This is a genomic window from Tsukamurella ocularis (assembly GCF_024807615.1).
In the GTDB taxonomy this organism is placed as follows: Bacteria; Actinomycetota; Actinomycetes; order Mycobacteriales; family Mycobacteriaceae; genus Tsukamurella; species Tsukamurella ocularis.
This window is the reverse complement of record NZ_JANUCJ010000004.1, coordinates 79,157-101,910: the sequence shown is the minus strand read 5'-3', so window position 1 is coordinate 101,910 and position 22,754 is coordinate 79,157. Positions and strand designations below refer to the sequence as shown.

The following is a 22,754-nucleotide window of genomic DNA, read 5'->3' as shown; positions in this document are numbered from 1 at the left end:
CGCCGCTAGGCTCGGGCGCGTGGTGAAACCCGAACGCAGGACCCGCGTCGATCTCGCGGTCTCGGCCGCGATCCTGGTCGCGGTCGTCGTCGCGGGCTTCGTGGCCTGGAGCGTCGGATCCGCGAGCAAGGCGGTCAGCGAGACGGCGCCGGCACCGTCGACCGTGCCTGGCTCGCTCGTCGAACTGCCCGCCGCGCTCGCCGAGGCGTGGACCGCGCGGTCCGACCGCCCCGCTCTGACGCTCAACGGCGCCCTCGTCCTCACGCGCGGCGGCGAGGTCGCCGGACACGACCCCGCGACCGGGCAGCGCACCTGGCGGTACCAGCGCGAGACCGACGTCTGCGGGCTCACGGCCAACGCCGGCCTCGTGCTCGCGTTCTACCGCGACGTCCGCGGCTGCGGCGAGGTGATGGCGCTCGACCCCGGTACCGGGCAGCGGCGTGCCAGCCGGACCAGTCGCGAGGACCACGACGTCACCCTCACCGGCGACGGCAACTACGCCGTCGTGCAGGGGCCGACGCGGGTCGACGTCTTCCGCTCGGACCTCGTCCGCACTGTCGAGTACGGCAAGCCCGACGTCCCGGTGAACCCAGGCGTCCAGCCGCGGTCCGGGTGCACGATCGGTTCCGCACTGCCGGCAGGAGCGTCGATCGCGATCCTCGAGACGTGTCCCACCGAGCCCTTCCCCCGGCTCACCGTGATCGGCGCCTCCCCGAAGGAGGCGTCCGAGCCGCAGGAGACCTCCTCGGTCGTCAGCCCGGATCTCGGGGACGCGGCGCCGGAGGGCGGCGAGCGCGCCCGGCTCATCACCGCGACGGCACACGGCGCGGTGGTCTACGTACCCGCCCAGCAGGGGCGCTCCGCGCGGGTGACCACCGTGGACCCGCAGGGCCGCGCGCTGTTCTCCGTGGACGTGACCACCGGTCCCGGCGGCGCCCCGCGCGACGTGCCCGTCGTGACCGAGGCCGGCATCGCCTCGTTCTACACCGGCACCGCGACCGTGGTGGTCGACGCCGCCTCGCTCGCCGCGGAGATGGTGATCCCGGGGACGCTCGGGCCCGGCGCGGTGGTCGGCGGCCAGCTGGTGGTACCCGGCCCCACCTCCCTCGACGCGTACGACCTGACCACGCGCGCTCGGAGCCGGTCGACGCCGGTCACCCGGCCCGGCTACACCGACGGTCCGGTGCTGCTCGCCGAGGCCGGCACCACACTGATCGCGCAGTGGGGATCGACGGTCCAGGCGTACCGCGCGGCCTGAACCCTCTACTCGGCCGCCCAGGTGACCAGCGGAGCACCGTCGGAGACGTGGGCCTTGATGCTCTGCGCGAGCTCGCGATAGGCGGTGGCGCCCTTGTTCTTCCGGCCCGCGAGCACGGTGCGGCCGGCGGCGTTCGCCTCGGCGAACCGGACGGTGCGCGGAATGGGCGGCGACAACACCGCGAGGTCGTAGCGGTCCGCGACGTCGGAGAGGATGTCGCGGCTGTGCGTGGTCCGCGCGTCGTAGAGGGTCGCGATGGCGCCGAGCATGCCCAGCTCCGGATTCGTGATGGCCTGCACGTCGCGGACGGTCTTGAGCAACTGCCCGACACCGCGGTGCGCGAGGGTCTCGCATTGCAGCGGGATGGCGACGGCGTCGGCGGCGGTGAGGCCGTTGAGGGTGAGCACGCCCAGGCTGGGCGGGCAGTCGATGATCACCACGTCGAACCGGTCCGCGACGTCGGCGAGGGCCCGCTTGAGCGCGTACTCGCGGCCCGCCCGCATGAGCAGCAGCGCCTCCGCGCCGGCCAGGTCGAGGGTCGCGGGCAGGACGGTGACGCCGTCCTCCGTCTCGAGCAGCACCTCGCCGATCGTCGTATCGCCCAACAGCACGTCGTGCACGCTGCGTTCGATGCGGTCCGGGTTGTGGCCGAGAGAGAAAGTCAGGCAGCCCTGCGGGTCGAGGTCCACGACGAGCACGCGCGCGCCGAGCTCCGCGAGCGCTGCCCCGAGACTGGCGACGGTGGTGGTCTTCGCGACGCCACCCTTCTGATTGGCGACGGCGAGGACGAAGGGCGAGTCACCGGTCATGCTGCGAGGGTACCCACCGATACGGAACGATGAGCGGATGAGCACCGGACACCGCCTCGTATACATCCGCCACGGCGAGACCGCCTGGTCGCGCTCGGGACGCCACACCGGCGCCACCGACATCCCGCTGACCGAGACGGGCGTCGAGCAGGCGCAGGCCCTGGGCTCGGTCCTGCGCGACCTGGCGCTGGGGAACCCGACCGTCCTCGTGAGCCCGCGCACGCGGGCGGCGACGACCGCGGAACTCGCGGGACTCACGGTGACCGCGGTCGACCCCGACCTCGCCGAGTGGGACTACGGCGACTATGAGGGCCGCACCAGCGCGGAGATCCGGGTCGACGATCCGGGGTGGACGGTGTGGAACTCCGGCGCGCCCGGCGGCGAGTCGATGGCGCAGGTCTGTGCGCGGGTCGACCGGGTGCTGGCGCGGGCGCGGGCCGCCATGGCCGACGGTGACGTCGTCCTCGTCGCGCACGGCCACCTGGGCCGGGTGCTCACCGCGCGGTTCCTGGGCCAGGCGCCGGAGTTCGGGCGGCACGTGATGATCCTGCCCGCCTCGGCCGCAGTGTTCGGATTCGACCGCGACGACGTCCCGCAGATCACCCGTTTCGGCCTGACCGGCTACGCGGCCGCGCACTACTCCGGGCGGTAGGCCCGATCAGTCCCGGCGGTACTCACCCTCCAGCCAGGCCACCGTCGGCGGGGCGAACAACAACCCGAGCGCCGCGACCGAGACCACGATGAGCGGGATGAACAGCTCGGGGCGGCCCTGCGAGACCGCGCCGCTGATGCCGGCGAAGCCGAGCAGGAGGTTCGTCAGCACGCCGACCGTGCGTCCCCAGCGCAGGCCGCGCAGGAGGGCGATGCCGCCCGCGAGCACGCCGAGGCCCATCGGAATCATCCAGAAGGCCATGCCGTAGGCGCCGGTCGTGGTGTCGGCGGAGCCGGTGATACCGCGGATCAGCTCCACCACGCCGAGTACCAGCGCCGCGAGGCCCTCGAGCGCGACGATCACGCCCGCGGCCCGGACGGTGCCGGGAGCGGCGGTGCGGGTATCGCCGGAGCGCTTGCTGCGGGAGCGGGTGGCGGCCGGGCGGGGTTCGCCGCCGCTTCCGTTGGTCGATGTCACGACCCCAGGGTATCGGGGCGGCCTGGGTAGGCTGCTCGGTGTGCGCGCCCTGTTGATCGTCAACCCCAACGCCACGTCCATTACCGCTGCGGGCCGAGACCTCGTGGCGATGGCGTTGGCGTCCACGCTCGATGTCACCCTGGCGCAGACCGAACGGCGCGGTCACGCTGCCGAGCTCGCCGCCGCGGCCCGCGACGACGGCACCGAGCTGGTGATCGTCCACGGCGGCGACGGCACCGTCAACGAGGTGGTGTGCGGCATCCTCGGCCGAGAGGGACTGCCGGGCGGCGCCGACCCCGTGCACCCCGACACCCTGCCCGCCGTCGCCGTGATCCCCGGCGGCAGCGCGAACGTCTTCGCGCGATCGCTCGCGGTCCCGCGCGACCCGCTGCAGGCCACCGTGCACCTCACAGATCTGTTGGCGCGCCGCAGTTTCCGGACCATCGGCCTGGGATGCGCGGACGAGCGCTACTTCCTCTTCAACGCCGGCGTCGGCGTGGACGCCGAGGTGATCGCGAACATGGAGGCGCTGCGCGACAAGGGCAAGGCCGCCACCCCGTCGCGATACGTGCGCACCGCCGTGCGCACCTTCTTCTCCGCCGCACGCCGCGAGCCGCAGCTCACCGTCCACCTGCCCGGCGAGGAACCCGGGACGTGGCAGGACATCGACGGGGTGCACTTCGCCTTCGTCTCGAACGCGAGCCCCTGGACGTTTCTCAACAACCGGGCGGTGTTCACCAACCCGGGGACGGATTACGGCACCGGGCTGGGGGTGTTCGCGTCGCGCTCCATGCGCACGATCCCGAACCTGATGCTGGTGCGGCAGATGCTCTCGGCCCGCCGCACCAAGGGCCCGACGGTGCGCCACCTCGTCCGGCACGACGACCTGCCCGAGCTGCGCGTGAGCAGCGCGGTCCCCGTCCCCGCGCAGGTCGACGGTGACCATCTCGGCGACCGCACCGAGGTGCGGTTCTGGTACTCGCCGGAGCGGATCCGCGTGCTGGCAGACTTGCCGCCGCTGCCGCGCGTGCGCTGATCCCCGCTGCCCGCCGGGAGCCCGTCCGCCGGGCCGATTCCCGCCGACTCGGCGTGACGCGATCGGATGGGCGAAGTGAGCGATTCGTCACGACCGCGCAGAAACCTATTGCAAACCTGCAGCGTGTGCGGATATATTTGCGGGCACGCCGCTGAACCGGCAGCAGTGTAGTACACCCCTCGGAAGACGGTTCTCACCGCCCCCGCTGTGAGATCCCCCACCTCTGAGTCGGAATCTATTGACTCCTGCTGGGAACGTGGAAATATTCATGACGTAACAGCGCGGAAACAGTTCGGTTCCCTCCGCGTTAACAGCCTGGAAATTCGGTGCCGGATCGGCGCCTGCGATGAGTGGCGCGCGAGCGCGCCTGAAGGAGTGTACTGACATGGATTGGCGCCACAAGGCCATCTGTCGCGACGAGGATCCCGAGCTGTTCTTCCCCGTGGGCAACAGTGGTCCGGCCATCGCGCAGATCGCGGACGCCAAGCTGGTCTGCAACCGCTGCCCCGTGACCGCCGAGTGCCTGTCCTGGGCCCTTGAGTCCGGTCAGGATGCCGGCGTGTGGGGCGGCATGAGCGAGGACGAGCGTCGCGCGCTGAAGCGCCGCAACGCGCGCACCCGCACGCGGACCGCTGTGTGACACGTTCCGCTTTCGTCGAAGGCCCGGTGGATCCTCCACCGGGCCTTCGTCGTGCGCGGGCCTAAACGGGCTGCAGCGGCACCCGCACCACCGCGTCCGTGCCGCCGTCGCGCGAGGTCAGGGTCAGCTCCCCGGCCAGCTCCGATGTCACGAGCGTCTGCACGATCTGCAGGCCCAGGCGGTCCGAGCCCTCGAGGCTGAATCCGGGGGGCAGGCCGGCGCCGTCGTCCCGGACGGTGACCTCGAGCATTCGAGTGGACCGGTGCGCCAACAGTTCGATCGTGCCCGACTCCCCCGGCTCGTAAGCGTGCTCGACCGCGTTCTGGATCAACTCGGTGACAACCATCACCAGCGGCATCGCCCGGTCCGCGTCGAGCAGGCCCACGTCGCCCCGTCGGACGACGGTGACCGCCGCCGACCCGCCTGCCGGGGCCACGTCGGCCATGATCGGGATCAGCCGGTCGATCACCTCGTCGATGTCGACGTGCTCGTCGACGCTCATGGACAGGGTCTCGTGGACCAGCGCGATCGACGCGACCCGGCGCACCGACTCGGTCAGCGCGCGCTTGGCCTCGTCGTTGCGGGTGCGCCGCGCCTGCAGTCGTAGTAGCGCGGAGACCGACTGCAGATTGTTCTTCACCCGGTGATGGATCTCGCGGATCGTCGCGTCTTTCGAGATGAGGGCGCGGTCGCGGCGCTTGAGCTCGGTGACGTCGCGCAGCAGCACCGCCGCTCCTCCGGGGTGCCCGCCCGGGTGGAGGCCGAGCACGCGGAGCACGACGGTGACGCCGCCCTTCGTGAGCTCGATCCGGGAACCCTCGCCACGCTCGAGCGCACCGTCGAGCGCGATCGTGAGGTCCTCGGACTCGAAGGTGTCGCCCACCAACTCGGCGGTCACCTCGGACAGGATGCTGCCCTCGAGGTCGGTGGGCGCGCCCATGCGACGGTACGCCGACTGCGCGTTCGGGCTCGCGAACACCACACGCCCCTGCGCGTCGAGGCGGATGAAGCCGTCGCCCGCGCGGGGCTCGGCCTCGCCCGTGGGCAGGTCCTCCGGCTCGGGGAAGGCGCCCTCGGCGACCATCGTGCACAGATCGTCCGCGCACTCCTTGTACGCCACCTCGAGCGGGCTCGGCGTGCGCGGGTGCGTGACGTTGAAATCGCGGGTCAGCACGGCGATCACCGCGCCGTTCGACGGCACCGGGACGGCCTCGCGCCGCACGCGTGCGGGCCCCGTCCAGGCCGGGGTGACGCCCTTGACCACGTCGGCGCCCTCGAACGCGGCGTGCAGGGTCGGGGCCTCCCACGGCGGCACGACGACGCCGACGCCGTCGGTGTCGTACACGGTGGGCGTGGTGTTGGGCCGGCACTGCGCGATGCAGATGTACGCCGGATCGGTGGTGTCGCCCTCCGGATCGTTACGCACCCAGAGGCGCAGGTCGGCGAACGAGAGGTCGGCGAGCAACTGCCACTCCCCGGCGATCCGCTGCAGGTGCCGAGCGGCACGGCCCGGGAGGTCCGTGTGGATCGCCAGGAGGTCGGCGAGGGAGGCCATGGGACCGCCTTTTTGTCGTCGTCGGTGCCGTCGTGAAACAATAGCGGGTACTGCGAAGAAGCTTCAGGACAGGAAGGAGACCGCCATGGGAAAGCGTGGACGTAAGAAGCGCGCGCGGAAGAAGAACGCCGCGAACCACGGCAAGCGCCCGAACTCCTGACCTTCAGGTTTCACGTGACTTGCGCACGAGGGCCCGTCGACATCACGTCGACGGGCCCTCGTCATGTTCGCGCGGGTTCTGCCCCTGCTACTCGGGGCGGAAGCGCACCTCGGTGTGCCGGATGCTGATGGTCAGCCGCTCCCGCAGCCCCTCGGGGGCACGGTCGCCGCCGCACTTGCGGTTCACCAGCGACTTGATCTGCTGCTCGATGCCGTAGTGCGACAAACACTGCGAACAACCGTCGATGTGGGCCTTGAGGCGCTCCTTGGCGGCCGAGTCGCACTCGTTGTCCAGGAGCAGCCAAATGTCCGCCATCACGGCGGAACAGTCGAGCTCCAGGTCCGGGTTGCCGTCCGACGAGTACGTCACTTCTCGACCTCCTGAGCGACGGCGCCCTCGGCACCGTCGGAATCCTGCCCCCGGAGGAAGCCGCGCTCGCGCGCGACGCCCTCGAGCTCGGCGCGGAGCTGCCGCCGGCCGCGATGCAGCCGCGACATGACCGTGCCGATGGGGGTACCCATGATCTCGGCGATCTCCTTGTAGGGGAATCCCTCCACGTCGGCGTAGTACACCGCCATGCGGAACTCCTCGGGGAGCTTCGCGAGAGCTTGCTTGATCTCGTCGTCCGGCAGTGCGTCCAGCGCCTCGATCTCCGCGGAGCGCAGGCCCGTGGAGCTGTGCTCCGCCGTGGCCGCGAGCTGCCAGTCGGTGATCTCGTCGGTGGGGTACTGCGCGGGCTGCCGCTGCTTCTTGCGGTAGCCGTTGATGTAGGTGTTGGTGAGGATCCGGTACAGCCAAGCCTTGAGGTTGGTGCCCTTCTTGAAGCTCCGGAAGGCGCTGTACGCCTTCACATAGGTCTCCTGGACCAGATCCTCCGCGTCGGCCGGATTACGGGTCATCCGCAGCGCGGCGCCGTACAGCTGGTCGAGCAGCGGCAACGCCTCGGCCTCGAACCGTGCCGTGAGCTGCTCCGGCGTCTCGGTCACCTCGTCGGGGGCCGAGTCCAGATCCGCTACGTGCGTGATGTCCCCGTCCGTCATACCGACGAAGGCTACCGGTCGCTCGAGGACCGCTGCGCCACTACCTGCACTCACGACCTCTGCAACAGCACAGTGCGTCGGCTTGTTCCCGCGGTGTCCGGTTCGATGCACGCGGAGCGGGACCGTGGGCAGACCCTCGACGGTGTGCCCCACAGCGGGCTCGATGGCGCAGGGCAGCCGCGCGCGCCCCGCGAGCATCCGCGCACGCCGTGCGGCTGCGCGCACGCGGCACGTGCGCACGGGCGCGGCTGGTCCGCGGGAGCTTCCCGCGCGCGCGGCACGGGCGCATCTGGGACAGTGACCGGTCTGATTGACTGGCGCCATGGCGAAGAAGAACGCTGCGGCGACGCCGGCGATTGCGGCGCTGCAGGCCGCAGGGATCGAGTTCCGGGTGCACGAGTACGCGCACGACCCGCGAGCCGAGTCCTTCGGCGGCGAGGCCGCGGAGGCGCTGGGCCACGACCCGGCGCGGGTGTTCAAGACGCTGGTCATCGGCGACGGGAAGCAGCTCGCCGTGGCGATCGTGCCCACGTCGGGCAAGCTCAGCCTCAAGGCCGCGGGCGCCGCGTTGAGCCTGCACCGCCCGGCGATGGCCGACCCCGCCGACGTGCGGCGCGTGACCGGCTACGTGCTCGGCGGCGTCTCCCCGCTGGGGCAGCGCAAGCGCCTGCCGACAGCGATCGACGAGTCCGCGCTCGGCTTCGAGACCGTCTTCTGCTCCGCCGGCCGACGGGGCCTGGAGGTCGAGTTGGCACCGTCGGACCTGGTGGCCGCGACGTCGGCGACGGTGGCGCCGCTCGCCGCACCGTGATAGTCAGGGGGTGACTGGCGGCCCGCCCGGGTTTGGAGGCGGACGCAGCGGAAAGTAGGTTTGTGGTATGGCCAGCTACTTCGTCACGGGCGGGACGGGCTTCATCGGCCGTGCCGTCGTGGCGCGGCTCGCCGCCGCGGACCGGGACGCCACCATCTACCTGCTCGTGCGCGACGCCTCCCTCCCCCGGTTCGAGCGACTCATCGCCGACCTGGGCCACGACCTCGCCCCCCAGGTGGTGCCGGTCGCCGGCGACATCGTGGAGGCGGGCCTGGGCATCGCGCCGGGCGACCTGCCCGAGCACGTCGACCACGTGATCCACCTCGCCGCCGTCTACGACATGGAGGCCCCCGCGGAGTTGCAGGAGCTGACCAACGTCGAGGGCACCCGAAACGTCCTGGAGCTGGCGGGCCGGCTCGGCGCCACGATGCATCACGTCTCCTCGCTGGCCGTCGCCGGCAACCACGAGGGGTGGTTCTCGGAGACCGACTTCGACGTCGCGCAGTACTTCCCCACCCCGTACCACCGCACCAAGTACGAGGCCGAGCGCCTGGTCCGTGAATCGGCGGTGCCGTGGCAGATCTACCGACCGTCCATCGTGGTGGGCGATTCGATGACGGGCGCGATCGACAAGATCGACGGGCCGTACTACTTCTTCCCGTTCCTGCGGATCATGGGCACCATCCCGCACCACCTCCACGTGCCCTTCGCCAACCTCGGGTACACGAACATCGTGCCCGTGGACTTCGTCGCAGCGGGCATCGTCGCGCTGGTCACCGCGCCGCCCGCGCCGGGCACCGTCTATCACCTGGCGGATCCCAAGGGCCAGAGCATGGCCACGATCTACGACGCGATCGCCCCCGCCTTCTCCGGCCCGAAGACGCTGCCCGTTCCGAGCGCGCCGCTGGGCGAGTTCGCGGCACGGATCGGCCGCCGGGGCGAGGTGCGCGCCCTCCGGGACACCATCGCCCGGCAAATCGGGATCCCGCCGACGATCCTGGACCACCCGTTCTACAACACCCGCTTCGACTCGGAGGCCACGCACCGCGCACTGAGCCGCTACGGGGTGGCCCTGCCGCGCCTGAAGTCCTACGGGCCGAGGCTGTTCCGCTACTGGGCGGAGCACCTCGACCCGTCGCGCAATCGGCGCGACGACCCGCGCGGCCCGCTCGTGGGCAAGCACATCCTGCTCACGGGCGGCTCCTCCGGCATCGGCCGCGAGGCCGCCAAGCAGGCGGTCCTCAAGGGCGCCAACGTCTTCATCGTCGCCCGCAAGCCCGAGGACCTCGCTGACGCGGTCCTGCGGATCGAGGCCGAGCCCGGGATGCCCGGCGTGCCCAAGGGCATCGTCCGGGCGTACCAGTGCGACGTCACCGATCCGGAGGCCGTGCGCACGACCGTCGCCCAGATCCTGGCCGAGCACGGCCACGTGGACGTGCTCGTCAACAGCGCCGGTCGGTCCATCCGGCGGGCCACCGTCGATTCCGTGGACCGCGCGCACGACTACCAGCGCACCATGGCCGTGAACTACTTCGGCGCCGTCTACCTGATCCTGGAACTGTTGCCGCACATGGTCGCCCGCAAGTCGGGCCACGTGGTCAACGTCTCCTCCATCGGCGTGCAGGTGCGCGGCCCACGGTTCGCGGCGTACATCGCCTCGAAGTCGGCACTGGAGGCCTTCAGCGACATCACGGCGGCCGAGACCATGTCGGACCACGTGACCTTCACCAACATCCACATGCCACTCACCCGCACGCGCATGATCGAACCGACCGACGCCTACGACAACGCGATGGCGCTGTCGGTGGAGAAGGCCGGCCAGATCGTGGTGCGCGCCATCGTCGAGCGGCCCCGCCGCATCGACACCCCGCTCGGCACCCTGGCCCAGTTCGGCCAGTTCCTCTCCCCGCGCATCGCCGCCGCGGCGCAGCACCAGGGCTACTTGCTGTTCCCGGAGCCCGAGGGGGACCTCGACGGCGCGGCCGAGATCGTGGAAGTCGATGTCGCCGAGGTTGACACGCCACGGGGCAGGCTCGCTGCGGCCGGCGCGGCGACCAAGGATCTCTCCAAGGACATCTCCACCGCCGCCGTCAGCCCACTGTTCGGTATCTCGGGCGATCAGGGCCTGCGCCGGATCGCGCGCAAGACCCTCAACCGGATTCCCGGCATCAACTGGTAACCACGCGCAGCGCCGTGGGCGTGGCACCCGTGAGCGCGCGGACCTCCCGGGTCAGGTGGGCCTGGTCGGCGTAGCCCGACGCGGCCGCGACCTCCGCCATAGCGCGGCCGGCGCGGATCGGACCGAGAGCGCGCTGGAAGCGCTGGATCCGCGCAAGGGTCTTGGGGCCGTACCCGAAGGATCGCCGGGCCAGGCGGTGCAGCGCCCGCTCCGCGAGCCCTGTCTCCGCCGCGACATCCCCGACGGTGCGTCCCGCCCTCAGCCGCGCGGCGACCGCACCGATCCGCCGATCCAGGTCGACCCCGTCGAGCAGAGCCGCCGCGATCCCTTCCGGATCGGAGATGCGCGGAATCCTTCTGTGCGACACTATATCCGACAGGCCGACACGCCTCCCGGTGAGCTCGTCGGCGGCGATCCCCAGCAGCTGGGGCAGCATCCCGGAGGGGAAGCGCAGGCCGTCGATCCGCGCACCGTCGAACCCGGTGGTGCGGGCTGCGACGGCGTCCGGGCCCGCGACGATCGGCGCACCGTCGACGACGATGACATCCATGCACCCGTCCGGCAGGATCAGCGCCGGCTCGGCGCCGCCCACCGAGGTCCACCGGATCGCCCCGGGGACCGGCGACGGCCACTCGCTGTACACGATTCGAGTATGTCCGAAACGTTCAAGACACGGGCCGCGGCGCGACATACGGTGGCGGCATGACAGAGCGACTGCGTTTCGACGCCATCGGGATGGTGACCGAGGACCTACCCGCATCCCTGGACTTCTACCGCCGGCTGGGACTCGACATCCCCGACGGCGCCGAGGACCAACCGCACGTGGAGGCGGAGCTGCCCGGCGGGATGCGGCTGATGTGGGACTCCGTCGCGGTGATCCGCTCGATGGAGCCCGACTGGGTGAAGCAGCCGGGCCAGAACGCGACGCTGTGTGTGAAGTGCGCCTCGCCGGCGGTGGTCGACGAGGTGCACGCGGACCTCGTCGCCGCGGGCAGCCCGAGCGCCATGGACCCGTTCGACGCTCCATGGGGACAGCGCTACGCGGGCGTGCTCGACCCCGACGGCTACCAGGTGCAGCTCTTCGCCTGGCAGTAGTCGCGGTCCGGGCGCGGACGCCGTCGAAGGTGCCTATCGTGGGAGGCGAACCGTTCCCGTCCCCCACAAGGAGATCCGACGATGCCCGACATCCAGTACGCCGTGACCGACCCCGCCACCGGCGAGGTGCTGCAGACGTACCCCACCGCGGAGCCTTCCGAGGTCGAGGCGGCCATCGACGCGGCGTCCCGCGCCGCCCGGACGTGGCCGCGGGAGTCGACGGTCTCCGAGCGGGCCGCCCTGGTGCGGCGCGTCGCGGAACTGCACACCGAGCGCCGTGAGATGCTCGCCGGGATCATCCAGCGGGAGATGGGCAAGCCGCTCGAGGACGCGCTCGGCGAGGTGGACTTCTCCGCCGCGATCTACACCTACTACGCCGACAACGCGGAGAAGTTCCTCGCCGACCAGCCGCTGGATCTGCTCGAGGGCGACGGCACCGCGGTGATCCGCCGCTCCCCCATCGGCGTGCTGTTCGGGATCATGCCGTGGAACTTCCCCTACTACCAGGTGGCGCGGTTCGCCGGGCCGAACCTCGCCGCGGGCAACACGATCCTGCTCAAGCACGCGCCGCAGTGCCCCGAGTCGGCAGAGGCGATGCAGCTGATCTTCGACGAGGCGGGCCTGCCCTCAGGCGCGTACGTCAACATCCGCGTCAGCAACGAGCAGGCGTCCGACATCATCGCGGACCCGCGGGTCGCCGCGGTCTCGCTGACCGGCTCGGAGCGCGCCGGGGCTGCGGTCGCGGAGGTCGCCGGCCGCAACCTCAAGAAGTGCGTACTGGAACTGGGCGGCTCGGATCCGTTCATCGTGCTCTCGACCGACGACCTGGACGCGACCGTCGATGCCGCCGTCGCCGGGCGCCTCGACAACACCGGCCAGTCCTGCAACGCGGCGAAGCGGTTCATCGTGCACGCGGACCTCTACGACGACTTCCTCGCGAAGTTCACCGGCAAGCTGCTCGCCGCGGGCGACGGGATCGCGCCGCTGTCCTCCGAGCGAGCGGCGATCGGGCTGGAGCAGCAGGTCAATCAGGCCGTGGAGGCCGGGGCGAACCTCGCCATCGAGGGCCGCCGCGACGGCGCCTTCTTCCCGCCCGCCGTGCTCACGAACGTCACCGAGGACAACCCGGCGTTCCGGCAGGAGCTGTTCGGGCCCGTCGCCACCGTCTACCGCGTGGCGGGCGAGGGCGAGGCGCTGGCGCTCGCGAACGACACCCCGTTCGGCCTCGGCTCGTACGTCTTCACCACCGACCCGGAGCAGGCGGCCCGCATCGCCGACGGCATCCAGGCCGGCATGGTCTTCGTCAACGGAGTGCTCGCCGAGGGCGCCGAGCTGCCCTTCGGCGGCGTGAAGCGTTCCGGCTTCGGCCGCGAGATGGGCCCGCTGGGCATCGAGGAGTTCCTCAACAAGAAGCTGATCCGCACCATCAAGTAGGTCTGCGGGGCGGTCCTTCGGCGGAACCGAGGACCGCCCGTCGCGACCCCAGCGTGCCCTTCTTCGCGCCGTGACTGCCACTTTAGCGATACGTACAATCAGGTGAGTACACCCTGATCATGCGAGGAGGCAAAGATGAGTTCCGGCGGCGGCTTCTTCACCCCGACCACCGGCGCGGTGGTCGTCTTCGCGGTGACGGCGATCGCGGCGCCCTTCCTCGGCCTCCTCCGCGCCCGGTTGCCCGGCTGGAGTGCGTGGGCGGGCTTCGTCGCGGGCGTGCTCGCGGGAATTGTCACTACCGCCCAGCAGATGTCCGTCCTGCAGCCGCTGAGCATCCTGGTCTACTCCCTGATCGCACTGGTCGGATGGGCCAGGGCGGAGCACTGGGCAGGCCGGTTCGACGCCGGTCCCCTCGGCCGCGGGGCTCTCTTCCACGCGTACGGACTCGGCGCGTTCTTCGCGGCGGTGACCGGCGTCATCGTGCGACTGCTCTGAACCACCGCGACGAAGCGAGGCGGCGCGCACCGACGTCGTCGGCGGCGAACCCCCTGTGTCGTTGGACACGGATCACCCACAGCGCGCGGTTCACGTTGAACCTGCGTCCCGGTTTCCGCTACAAACAATGAGTGACTGATAGAAACATTGGAACGCCCTCTCATGACCGATGGGATGTGTGGTACCCCAGCGCCTTCGAAGTCACGACCGAGGGCGTACGAGCATTCGGGCGCGCGACGCGGTGCTGGCACACGCCATGGGAGAGCCTCGGCGTGCCACCCCGGGACACCCCGGTTCCCGCCACGCTGGTCGCCGCACCGATGCTCCACGCGGTGGCCGCACTCGTCGCCGCGTCCATCAGCAGTCCCAACATGTCCCGGATCCTGCACGCCGGGCAGTCCTACCGCTATCACGGGCACCCACTCATCGGCGAGCGCATCGACATCGGCGCGCGGATCACCGATCACGGACAGCGCGGCGGTGCCGACTTCTTCACCGTCGAGAGCGGTGCCGTCGTGGATGGCGAGACCCGGATCATCGGGACCAGTCACATCGTCTACCTCGGAGACGCCGTCGAGGGACCAGCGCTCGACGAAGCAGTGGTCGAGAACGTCATGCTGTTCGGCACGGGGCCGCTCACCCAGCAACTGACCTGACGCCGTCGCTACAGGAGACTGAGCTGGCCTGGTTCACTGCCGGGCTCGACGCGCTCGATCAGTTCGGGGCCGGTGTTGGCGACGGCATTGACCAGAGCGGACACCGGCCGGATCTCGATCCGCTCCGCCACCTCGAGCGCGGGCGGAGACAGCAGCGCAGGGTCGACCGGGCCGTCGGGGTTCAGCCATTCGTCGAAGGCGTCGGGTGTGAGGACCAGCGGCATCCGGTCGTGCACCGTGCGGAGCGGGCCCACCGCGTCGGTGGTCAGCACCGTCGCCGACAAGGTAGGCGGCACGTCCAGCCCCGCGCCGGCGGGCCGCCAGACGGACCACAGCCCGGCGATGTACATGCGTGTCCCGTCGACCGGGGTGAGGTACGTGGGCTGCTTGCGCGGCTTCTTCGCGTCTGGGTCGAGCACCTGCCACTCGTACCAGCCATCCATCGGGATCAGGCAGCGCTTGGACTTGATCGCGGTGCGGAAGGCCGGCTTCTCGTCGACGGACTCCGCCCGCGCATTGAACAGCGGCGGGCCGCCCAGCGCCTTCTGCCAGTGCGGGAGCAGACCCCACCGCATGGCGCGCAGCCGACGCGTGGCGGGGTCGTCCGGCGCCTCCCGCGAGTGCCTGGAGACGACGGTGACGATGTTCGTCGTGGGCGCGACGTTGAAGCCCGGCACGTCCAGCTCCGTGCCCTCCGTCTCGTTTTCCGCGTCGATCTCCGCCGCCAACAGCGCCGGATCGGTGGTCACCGCGTAGCGTCCGCACATGCCCTCAGGGTACGACGGGGCACTGACAGGTTCGGGCCGTGCGTCAGGCCTGGAACTCGTCGAACACACGGCGCGGACCGGCGCCAGTGGTGGCGAGGGCGTCGTGGGGGTTCGCGAGGGCGCAGGAAGCCATGGACAGGCAGCCGCAGCCGATGCAGTCGGTGAGGTTGTCACGCAGCCGGGTGAGTTCGTCGATCCGGTGCGAGAGGTCGTCGTGCCAGTGCTGCGACAGCCGCTCCCAATCCGCCTTCGTTGGCGTGCGGCCGTCGGGCAGCTCGGCGAGGGCGTCGCGGATCGTCGCGAGGGGGATGCCCACGCGGTGGCTGATCCGGATGAAGGCGACCCGGCGCAGCATCTCCCGCGGGTATCTGCGCTGGTTGCCGGAGGTACGCCGCGCGGAGATCAGGCCCTCGCGCTCGTAGAAGTGCAGCGCGGACACCGCGACGCCGCTGCGCGCCGACAACTGGCCGACGCTGAACTCCCGGGTGGTCTCCACCCCGTCGAGACTACCTGAACGTTAGTTCAGGGATCAGCGCGCGGGCTTCGCCGCGGACGACGACGCCGCGGCCGGCTTAGCGGCCGGGGCCGCGGGCTTCGCCGACGGGGCGCCCGGCTTCGCGGACGCGGCCGGGGCGGCCGGCGTGGCGGAACCGCTCGCGGCGGGCGCAGGGGCGGCGACCGCGGGCTTCGGCGGGTTCTTCAGGATGGCGATCTGCACGCCCAGCAGGTCGACGGCCAGCTGGTCGTCGGCACCGACGAACGGCGCGGGCTCGCGGGACTGACGGCCACCGCGCAGCGACATGGTGACGCCGTTGACGACCGCCGTGTACTGCCGCGACTGCAGGTACTCGACCTGATTACCGCGCTTGGTCTTGGTGGTGAACTCGAGGCCCAGGCCGTCGGGCGCGCCGGTGACCGCGATCGAACGCACGCTGACCTCGGTGGAAACGCCGTCGCGGACGGCCTTGAAGGTGCCGCACTTGGGCAGGGCGGCGCGCAGGGGCGCGACGTCCATGGCGAACTTGGAGACCACCATCGACCAGTTCACACCGCGGATGGAGCCATTGGTCTGCGCGGTGTCGGTGCCCTTCGGGATGGGCAGGCCCGCGTACAGCACCTTGCACTCGGCCGGCGTGACGGCCGCGCGGTTCAGCGACGCCCACGCGCCATTCCAGCCCGCAGCAGCGCCGGAGAGCACTGCGCCGCCGAAGCTCATGCCATCGGGGAGGTTGCCGGAGCCGATGATCAGTTCGCCCGCCCTGTTGGTCGGCGCGGCAGCCGGCTTCGGATCGCCGGGCTTGGGATCGGCCGATGCGACCGGAGCCAGAACACCCGCAAGGGTGGCGACGGCGGCGACCGACACGACGGTCCTGCCCACGAACGTGCGAGTGCGCTTCATCGAGATCTCCCGGCGGTGATGACCTGACCTGTTCCGCCCAGCAAGGTAGCACGCGGTGAGGCCACCCTCATGTGCAAGGATGTGCGCGTGGAGCAGTTGGAGCTATGGCCCGCGCCCTTCGCCGCAGGTCCGGTGACGGGCACTGTCGCGCTCCCCGGCTCGAAGTCGATCACCAATCGCGCGTACGTCCTTGCGGCACAGGCACAGTCGCGATCGACGCTGACGAACACCCTCCGCAGCCGCGACACCGACCTCATGGCACGCGCGCTCGAGACGCTCGGCGCACACGTCAACGTCGTTACCGACACCACAGTTGAGGTCACCGGCGCTGCAATGCACGGTGGCACCGTCGACTGCGGCCTCGCCGGCACCGTCATGCGCTTCCTCCCGCCGCTCGCCGCGGGGGCCCGCGGCACCGTCGCCTTCGACGGTGACCCGCAGGCCAGGACACGGCCCCTGGGCACCGTGCTCGACGCGCTGCGCGGGCTCGGCGCGCGCATCGACGGCGACGGCCTGCCCTTCACCGTCCACGGCCACGGCCCGATCCGGGGCGGCGCCGTCACCATCGACGCCTCCGCGAGCTCGCAGTTCGTCTCCGGCCTGCTGCTGAGCGGCCCGAGCTTCACCGAGGGCGTCACCGTGCACCACGACGGGAAGCCCGTGCCGTCGATGCCGCACATCGAGATGACCGTCGACATGCTGCGCGCCGCCGGCGCCGAGGTCGATACGTCCGAGCCGAACACCTGGCGCGTCGCGCCGGGCGGGCTCGGCGCGCACGACTGGATCGTTGAGCCGGACCTCTCGAACGCCACCGTCTTCCTGGCGGCGGCCGCGGTCACGGGCGGCACCGTGACCGTGCCGCATTGGAACCCGGACTCCACCCAGCCGGGCGTCCAGTTCGCGGACATCCTCGCCGCGATGGGCACCGACGTCACGCAAGCCGACGGTGCGCTGACGGCCCGCGGCACCGACGCCCTTCACGGCGTCGACTGGGACCTGCGCGACATCGGCGAGCTCACGCCCACCGTCGCGGCGCTGGCCGCCCTCGCGGATTCGCCGTCGCACCTGCGCGGCATCGCGCACCTGCGCGGCCACGAGACCGACCGCCTCGCGGCCCTGACCACCGAGATCACGAACCTCGGCGGGCGCTGCACCGAGACCGAGGACGGCCTGCACATCGAGCCCGCGACGCTGCACGGCGGCGTCTGGCACAGCTACGCGGACCACCGGATGTCTACTGCGGGCGCGATCCTCGGCCTGGTCACCGCAGGCGTGCAGGTGGAGGACATCGCCGCCACGTCCAAGACGATGCCCGACTTTCCGGCCCTCTGGCACACGCTGCTCGGCCGCGAATCGTGAGCCTTGGGTAAGCGCGAGTACGACGAGACCGATGTCCGGGTGCGCCCGGGCAAGAGCAGTCGGCCGCGCACCAAGAACCGGCCCGACCACAGCGACGCCGAGACGGCGATGGTGGTCTCCGTCGACCGCGGTCGGTGGGGTTGCGCCCTCGGCGGCGATCCCGAGCGGATCATCACCGCCATGCGAGCCCGCGAGCTGGGCCGCTCCCCCATCGTGGTGGGCGACTCCGTGGGCGTCGTCGGCGATCTGACGGGCCGCAAGGACACTCTCGCGCGGATCGTCCGCGTCGACGAGAGGTCGACGGTGCTGCGACGCACGGCCGATGACACCGACCCGTACGAGCGGGTCGTGGTGGCGAACGCGCACCAACTCCTCATCGTGACGGCCCTGGCCGACCCGCCCCCGCGGACCGGCTTCGTCGAGCGCACCCTCATCGCCGCCTACGCGGGCGGCCTGACGCCCGTGCTGTGCCTGACCAAGGGCGACCTCGCCGATGCGGAGGAGTTCACCGCCGCCTTCGCGGACCTCGACCTCACGGTGATCGCCGCCGGCCGCGACGATCCGCTCGACGCAGCACACGAGCTGCTCACCGGGCGGGTCACTGCGCTCATCGGGCACAGCGGAGTCGGCAAGTCGACGCTGGTCAACCGCCTCGTCCCCGACGCCAACCGGGCGACCGGCGTGGTGTCCGGGGTCGGGAAGGGGCGACACACGTCCACCCAGTCCGTCGCACTGTGGCTGCCGGACGGCGGCTGGGTCGTCGACACCCCAGGTATCCGCAGCTTCGGCCTCGCGCACATCTCCATCGACGACGTGGTCGCCGCGTTCCCCGACCTCGCAGAGGCTGTGGAGGACTGCCCGCGCGGCTGTACCCACCAGGGGCCGCCCGCCGATCCCGAGTGCGCGCTGGACCGGCTCGACGGGACCGCGCACCGTCGGGCGATGGCGGTCCGCGGCCTGCTGGCCGACCTGACCGCCACGCCCGACTGGGCCTGAGCCGCTACTCCGCTCTCACGCCGAGGCGCGCTTGGGCAGCTTCCAGCCGGGGCGAGGGAAATGGCAGGTGTAGCCGTCCGGGTACTTCTCCAGGTAGTCCTGATGCTCCGGTTCGGCCTGCCAGAACGGGCCCGCCGCCTCGATCGTGGTCACGGCCTTGCCCGGCCACAAGCCGGAGGCGTCGACGTCGGCGATGGTGTCGCGGGCGACGCGCTCCTGCTCGTCGCCGAGCGGGAAGATCGCCGAGCGGTAGCTCGAGCCCACGTCGTTTCCCTGCCGGTCGACGGTCGACGGGTCGTGGATCTGGAAGAAGAACTCCAGGACGTCGCGATAGCTGGTCGTCGCGGGATCGAAGACGATCTCAACAGCCTCCGCATGGCCCGGGTGATTGCGGTACGTCGCGTGATCGTTCGCGCCACCCGTGTACCCCACGCGGGTGCTCTCAATGCCCGGCTGCTTACGAATCAAATCCTGCATGCCCCAGAAACATCCGCCCGCCAGGACCGCGGTCTCGCGGCCGGGGACCGTCGTGATGGTGCCGTTGTCAGTCATGCGCAGCTCCTTCCGCCGGGAGACCAGTGCTCCCGCTAGTCGCTTCAACACCGCCGTGCCTCGCACGATGCCGACGGTACTCCCAGCACCCGAGTGAGGTACGTGCTGTTCGGGTCGTCGACGTAGCTCCCGAAGGGGCCGCAAGGGACGAAACCGTGGGCGGCGTACAGCGCCCGCGCGGGGGCGAAGAAGTCCTGGCTGCCCGTCTCCAGCGATATCCGGTCCACGCCGCGGGACCGGGCATCGTCGAGCGCGAAGGTCAGCAGACGGCGCCCGATCCCCCGCCCGCGCGCTTGCGGCGCGGTGCGCATCGACTTCAGTTCCTCGTGACCGGGCTCCAGCGCTGCCAGAGCGACCGTCCCCACGAGTGCGCCGTCGTCGTGACAGGTCCACAGCCGGACGTGGGGCGCGCGCAGCTCGTCCAGGCCGAGCGCGTGCTGGCTCTCCGGCGGCGCCGTCGGCGCCATGTCGGCGTGGTGGGCGGCGAGGAACGCGGCGAGCGCCGGGTCGGCGAAGTCCGCGCGAGCGATCACTCTGCGGCGGCCTGCGCCGCGTCGATCATGGCGTCGACGCTCGTCAACTTGACCCGCGGGCGCGCGTCCTCCTCGGCGAGGGCGGTCTCGTGCGCGTCGATGGCCATCCAGCCGTCGTACTCCACGAGGTTCGGCGCGCGGCCGACGATGAGCTTCTCGACCTGCGCGCCGTCGAAGTCGCTGCGCGCGAGCTTGCCGGCAGCGACGTCGGCGAGCAGCACCGAGACGGTGTCGCGCGCGCAGTCGCGGTTGGTCGGAATCACGCCCGACGGCCCGCGCTTGATCCAGCCGACGACGTAATGGCCCGGCAGCGGCGCACCGTCGTAGCCGACGATCCGGCTGTCGGCGTTGCGGAAGACGCCCCGCTCCGTGTCGAACGGGATGCCCGGGATGGGCGTGCCGTGGTAGCCGACGGCGTGGATGACCAGGCCGGCCTCGTGCTCGGCGACGGCGCCGGTGGGCTGCGCCTCGACGCAGCCGTCCTCGCCGGCGACGAGCTCGTTGGTGGCGACGGAGACGGTGCGCACGCGCCCCTCGCCGCCGATTCCGACCACCGAACGCAGGAACCTCAGCACGATCCGGCGATCCGCTCCCGTGGGCTCCTGAGCGGCCAGCTTGCGCAGCTGCTTGAGATTGTTGCGCTCGACCGGCGGACGGGCCTTGTCGCGCTCCTTGTCCTCGGCGGGCACATCGGCGGGGTCGACGATCACGTCGACGCCGGGCAGCTTGCCCAGCTCGGCGACCTCGGAGGGCGTAAACGCGGCGTGTTCGGCGCCGCGCCGGCCGAGGACGACGACCTCGCGCACGGAGGAGCCGTGCAGTGCCTCAAGGGCATGCTCGGCCATGTCGGTGCCGGAGAGCTTGTCGGTGTCGGTGACGAGGATGCGCGCAGCGTCCAGCGCGACGTTGCCGTTGCCGATCACGACGGCCCGTTCGACGCCCAGGTCGACGTCGAGATCGCGGCGGTCCGGGTGGCCGTTGTACCAGCCCACGAAGTCGCTCGACGGATGGTTGCCGGGGAGCCAGGCACCGTCGACCTCGAGGCGGCGGCCGCCCGACGCGCCGATCGCGTAGATCACGGCGTCGTACCACTGGGCCAGCTCGGCGGCCTGGATGTCCGTGGCCACCTCGACGTTGCCGAAGTAGCGGAAGTTCTCGTGCTGCGCGGTGCGGTCGAAGATCTTCGTGACCGACTTGATCGCGGGATGATCGGGCGCGACGCCGTAGCGGACCAGGCCGAAGGGCGTGGGCAGTCGGTCGAAGACGTCGACCTGTACCTCGACGTCGACCTGCTCCAGCAGGTTCCCGGCGGCGAAGAATCCCGACGGCCCTGAACCCACGATCGCGACGCGCAAGGGTTTCATCAACAACACTCCCGAAACGGACGGCGCGACAACCTTCTTAGGCTGCCCAAAGTACGAAGTCTACGCCACACCCGAGCGGCGACGACGCGCGCGACGCGCCCGCTTCGCCTCGACCTCGAGCCGCTTCTGCTCGACCTTGTGGCGCGCGGCCTCGGCGATCGCGGACCGCAGGCCTACGCGCTCGACCTCCTCCTGGGCGGCGTGCGCGGCCTCGCGAGCATGCGCCAGCCGCTCATGAGCGTTCTCCTGCGCATGGGCGAGCCGCTCCTGGGCCGCCTCCTGCGCATGGGCGAAGCGGTCCTGCGCCGTCTCCTGCGCGTGCTGCAGGCGCTCACGCACCGCGGCGAACCGCAGCTCGGACGCCGTCTCCGGCGCGTCGTCGGACGTGGCGCGCAGCCAGCGATCCGGCAGCGAGAGCTTCGCGATGGTGCGCTGCGAGAGGTAGTACTGCCGCAGCAGCGGCCCCTCCGTGTAGGGGATGTCGTACTTCTCGCAGATCGCGCGCACCTTGACGGCGATCTCGGACAGCCGGTTCGACGGCAGGTCCGGGAACATGTGGTGCTCGATCTGGTAGCTGAGGTTGCCCGTCATGAAGTCCATGGCGGTACCGCCGGAGATGTTCGCACTGCCCAGCATCTGCCGCAGGTACCACTCGCCGGGCGTCTCGTCGACGATCGACTCCGTGGTGAACTTCTCCGCACCGTCGGGGAAGTGCCCGCAGAAGATGACCACATACGTCCAGATGTTGCGGACCACGTTCGCGGTCAGGTTCGCCGACAGCGTGCGCCCGAAGGAGCCGCCGACGGCCTTGCTGATCGCCGGGTAGAGCAGGAAGTCCTTGCCGAGCTGCCGCGAGGCCTTGATCCCGAGCTCGCGGAGCTGCTTGCGGGTCTGCGGCCACGGCTTGTTGCCGGCGATCGCCTCGGCCAGCTCGATGTCGTGCAGGGCGATGCCCCACTCGAAGGTGAGCCCCAGGAAGAGATTGTTGAGGAACTGCGCGGAGCGCTTGGCCTCCCACTGCTCGTCGCGGGTCACGCGGAGCACGCCGTAGCCCACGTCGAGATCCTTGCCCACGACGTTGGTGTACTTGTGGTGCAGGAAGTTGTGGGAGTGCTTCCAGTGCGCGCCCGGGCACGCCATGTCCCACTCCCACGTGGTGGAGTGGATCTCGGGATCGTTCATCCAATCCCACTGCCCGTGCATCACATTGTGCCCGAGCTCCATGTTCTCGATGATCTTCGCGACCCCGAGCATGCCCGCGCCTGCGGCCCACAGCCATCGGCTCTTCGAGCCGAGTATCGTGAGCCGGCCGGCCGCCTCGAGGGCGCGCTGCGCCCGGATCACGCCACGGATGTACCGGGCGTCCCGCTCGCCGCGCGACGCCTCGACCTCGGCGCGGATCGCGTCGAGCTCGGCCGCGAGCCGCTCGATGTCAGCGTCATCCAGATGGGCGTATTCGCCGACGTCAGTGATTGCCACGTCTTCAG

Annotated in this window: 26 protein-coding genes; 13 read left to right on the top strand and 13 right to left on the bottom strand. The window is 70.9% G+C overall.

Annotation, left to right across the window (positions count from 1 at the left end):
• Window positions 1-19 precede the first annotated feature (19 nt).
• Window positions 20-1,258 carry an Rv3212 family protein gene (locus HNP44_RS16895; RefSeq protein ID WP_259142407.1) on the top strand — a complete coding sequence of 413 codons (1,239 nt, stop codon included), beginning with the start codon at window positions 20-22 and terminating at the stop codon, window positions 1,256-1,258.
• A gap of 5 nt (window positions 1,259-1,263) precedes the next feature.
• On the opposite strand, the gene HNP44_RS16890 is transcribed toward HNP44_RS16895, so the two are convergent.
• Window positions 1,264-2,067 (bottom strand): ParA family protein, encoded by an 804-nt coding sequence (locus tag HNP44_RS16890; RefSeq protein WP_259142404.1) that lies wholly within the window; start codon window positions 2,065-2,067, stop codon window positions 1,264-1,266.
• A 37-nt stretch (window positions 2,068-2,104) separates the two neighbouring features.
• Between HNP44_RS16890 and HNP44_RS16885 the strand changes: the two genes are divergently transcribed.
• Window positions 2,105-2,719 (top strand): acid phosphatase, encoded by a 615-nt coding sequence (locus tag HNP44_RS16885; protein ID WP_259142401.1) that lies wholly within the window; start codon window positions 2,105-2,107, stop codon window positions 2,717-2,719.
• Between the two features lie 6 nt (window positions 2,720-2,725).
• On the opposite strand, the gene HNP44_RS16880 is transcribed toward HNP44_RS16885, so the two are convergent.
• Window positions 2,726-3,196, bottom strand: coding sequence for a hypothetical protein (locus HNP44_RS16880; RefSeq protein ID WP_259142400.1), 471 nt, complete (start codon window positions 3,194-3,196; stop codon window positions 2,726-2,728).
• Between the two features lie 40 nt (window positions 3,197-3,236).
• On the opposite strand from HNP44_RS16880, the gene HNP44_RS16875 reads away from it, so the two are divergent.
• On the top strand, window positions 3,237-4,232 hold the full coding sequence (locus tag HNP44_RS16875; RefSeq protein WP_259142398.1) for a diacylglycerol/lipid kinase family protein: 996 nt from the start codon (window positions 3,237-3,239) through the stop codon (window positions 4,230-4,232).
• A 385-nt stretch (window positions 4,233-4,617) separates the two neighbouring features.
• Window positions 4,618-4,872, top strand: a complete 255-nt coding sequence (locus tag HNP44_RS16870; protein ID WP_013125780.1) for a WhiB family transcriptional regulator — start codon at window positions 4,618-4,620, stop codon at window positions 4,870-4,872.
• 61 nt (window positions 4,873-4,933) lie between these two features.
• Here HNP44_RS16870 and HNP44_RS16865 read toward each other — a convergent pair whose 3' ends face one another.
• Complete coding sequence (locus HNP44_RS16865) at window positions 4,934-6,427, bottom strand: sensor histidine kinase (protein WP_259142389.1); 1,494 nt, start codon at window positions 6,425-6,427, stop codon at window positions 4,934-4,936.
• Between the two features lie 85 nt (window positions 6,428-6,512).
• On the opposite strand from HNP44_RS16865, the gene HNP44_RS20915 reads away from it, so the two are divergent.
• Window positions 6,513-6,587, top strand: coding sequence for a 50S ribosomal protein bL37 (locus HNP44_RS20915; protein WP_370452957.1), 75 nt, complete (start codon window positions 6,513-6,515; stop codon window positions 6,585-6,587).
• Window positions 6,588-6,674: 87 nt separating this feature from the next.
• Here the strand turns inward: HNP44_RS20915 and rsrA are convergent, their stop codons facing one another.
• Window positions 6,675-6,956 carry a mycothiol system anti-sigma-R factor gene (gene rsrA, locus HNP44_RS16860; RefSeq protein WP_259142387.1) on the bottom strand — a complete coding sequence of 94 codons (282 nt, stop codon included), beginning with the start codon at window positions 6,954-6,956 and terminating at the stop codon, window positions 6,675-6,677.
• Window positions 6,953-7,627, bottom strand: coding sequence for a sigma-70 family RNA polymerase sigma factor (locus tag HNP44_RS16855; protein ID WP_259142385.1), 675 nt, complete (start codon window positions 7,625-7,627; stop codon window positions 6,953-6,955). Before HNP44_RS16855 ends, rsrA begins: the two co-directional genes overlap by 4 nt.
• Window positions 7,628-7,949: 322 nt before the next feature.
• On the opposite strand from HNP44_RS16855, the gene ybaK reads away from it, so the two are divergent.
• On the top strand, window positions 7,950-8,438 hold the full coding sequence (ybaK, locus tag HNP44_RS16850; RefSeq protein WP_259142383.1) for a Cys-tRNA(Pro) deacylase: 489 nt from the start codon (window positions 7,950-7,952) through the stop codon (window positions 8,436-8,438).
• 67 nt (window positions 8,439-8,505) lie between these two features.
• Window positions 8,506-10,617, top strand: a complete 2,112-nt coding sequence (locus HNP44_RS16845) for an SDR family oxidoreductase (RefSeq protein ID WP_259142381.1) — start codon at window positions 8,506-8,508, stop codon at window positions 10,615-10,617.
• On the opposite strand, the gene HNP44_RS16840 is transcribed toward HNP44_RS16845, so the two are convergent.
• Complete coding sequence (locus tag HNP44_RS16840; protein ID WP_259142379.1) at window positions 10,607-11,260, bottom strand: helix-turn-helix domain-containing protein; 654 nt, start codon at window positions 11,258-11,260, stop codon at window positions 10,607-10,609. The two genes, HNP44_RS16845 and HNP44_RS16840, sit on opposite strands and share 11 nt — an antisense overlap.
• 59 nt (window positions 11,261-11,319) lie before the next feature.
• Between HNP44_RS16840 and HNP44_RS16835 the strand changes: the two genes are divergently transcribed.
• The 4 genes from HNP44_RS16835 (at window position 11,320) to HNP44_RS16820 (ending at window position 14,297) form a co-directional block, all read left to right on the top strand.
• Window positions 11,320-11,712 (top strand): VOC family protein, encoded by a 393-nt coding sequence (locus HNP44_RS16835; protein WP_259142377.1) that lies wholly within the window; start codon window positions 11,320-11,322, stop codon window positions 11,710-11,712.
• Window positions 11,713-11,793: 81 nt separating this feature from the next.
• Entirely contained in the window at window positions 11,794-13,146 is a 1,353-nt protein-coding gene (locus tag HNP44_RS16830) for an NAD-dependent succinate-semialdehyde dehydrogenase (RefSeq protein ID WP_259142375.1), read from the top strand.
• A gap of 135 nt (window positions 13,147-13,281) precedes the next feature.
• Window positions 13,282-13,641 (top strand): hypothetical protein, encoded by a 360-nt coding sequence (locus HNP44_RS16825; RefSeq protein ID WP_259142373.1) that lies wholly within the window; start codon window positions 13,282-13,284, stop codon window positions 13,639-13,641.
• A 131-nt stretch (window positions 13,642-13,772) separates the two neighbouring features.
• Window positions 13,773-14,297: an FAS1-like dehydratase domain-containing protein gene (locus tag HNP44_RS16820; RefSeq protein ID WP_310437695.1), complete on the top strand. Its 525-nt coding sequence runs from the start codon at window positions 13,773-13,775 to the stop codon at window positions 14,295-14,297.
• A gap of 8 nt (window positions 14,298-14,305) precedes the next feature.
• Here HNP44_RS16820 and HNP44_RS16815 read toward each other — a convergent pair whose 3' ends face one another.
• The 3 genes from HNP44_RS16815 to HNP44_RS16805 are packed head-to-tail and all read right to left on the bottom strand — an operon-like array spanning window position 14,306 to window position 16,463.
• Window positions 14,306-15,064, bottom strand: a complete 759-nt coding sequence (locus HNP44_RS16815; RefSeq protein WP_259142367.1) for an SOS response-associated peptidase — start codon at window positions 15,062-15,064, stop codon at window positions 14,306-14,308.
• A 43-nt stretch (window positions 15,065-15,107) separates the two neighbouring features.
• Complete coding sequence (gene soxR / locus HNP44_RS16810; RefSeq protein WP_259142364.1) at window positions 15,108-15,560, bottom strand: redox-sensitive transcriptional activator SoxR; 453 nt, start codon at window positions 15,558-15,560, stop codon at window positions 15,108-15,110.
• A 33-nt stretch (window positions 15,561-15,593) separates the two neighbouring features.
• Window positions 15,594-16,463, bottom strand: coding sequence for a hypothetical protein (locus HNP44_RS16805; RefSeq protein WP_259142362.1), 870 nt, complete (start codon window positions 16,461-16,463; stop codon window positions 15,594-15,596).
• Window positions 16,464-16,532: 69 nt separating this feature from the next.
• On the opposite strand from HNP44_RS16805, the gene aroA reads away from it, so the two are divergent.
• Window positions 16,533-17,822 carry a 3-phosphoshikimate 1-carboxyvinyltransferase gene (gene aroA / locus HNP44_RS16800; RefSeq protein WP_259142360.1) on the top strand — a complete coding sequence of 430 codons (1,290 nt, stop codon included), beginning with the start codon at window positions 16,533-16,535 and terminating at the stop codon, window positions 17,820-17,822.
• Window positions 17,823-17,825: 3 nt separating this feature from the next.
• A complete protein-coding gene (gene rsgA, locus HNP44_RS16795; RefSeq protein ID WP_259142357.1) occupies window positions 17,826-18,818 on the top strand; it encodes a ribosome small subunit-dependent GTPase A in 993 nt (330 codons plus the stop codon).
• 15 nt (window positions 18,819-18,833) lie between these two features.
• On the opposite strand, the gene msrA is transcribed toward rsgA, so the two are convergent.
• The 4 genes from msrA to HNP44_RS16775 are packed head-to-tail and all read right to left on the bottom strand — an operon-like array spanning window position 18,834 to window position 22,746.
• Window positions 18,834-19,370: a peptide-methionine (S)-S-oxide reductase MsrA gene (gene msrA, locus HNP44_RS16790; RefSeq protein WP_259142355.1), complete on the bottom strand. Its 537-nt coding sequence runs from the start codon at window positions 19,368-19,370 to the stop codon at window positions 18,834-18,836.
• 44 nt (window positions 19,371-19,414) lie between these two features.
• Window positions 19,415-19,903: a GNAT family N-acetyltransferase gene (locus HNP44_RS16785; protein ID WP_374758797.1), complete on the bottom strand. Its 489-nt coding sequence runs from the start codon at window positions 19,901-19,903 to the stop codon at window positions 19,415-19,417.
• Window positions 19,900-21,267 (bottom strand): FAD-dependent oxidoreductase, encoded by a 1,368-nt coding sequence (locus HNP44_RS16780; RefSeq protein ID WP_259142354.1) that lies wholly within the window; start codon window positions 21,265-21,267, stop codon window positions 19,900-19,902. The genes HNP44_RS16785 and HNP44_RS16780 overlap by 4 nt, the downstream gene beginning before the upstream one ends.
• Before the next feature lie 60 nt (window positions 21,268-21,327).
• The gene (locus HNP44_RS16775) at window positions 21,328-22,746 is read right to left on the bottom strand and encodes a fatty acid desaturase family protein (RefSeq protein WP_259142352.1); all 1,419 of its coding nucleotides are present in this window, start codon (window positions 22,744-22,746) and stop codon (window positions 21,328-21,330) included.
• Window positions 22,747-22,754 lie beyond the last annotated feature (8 nt).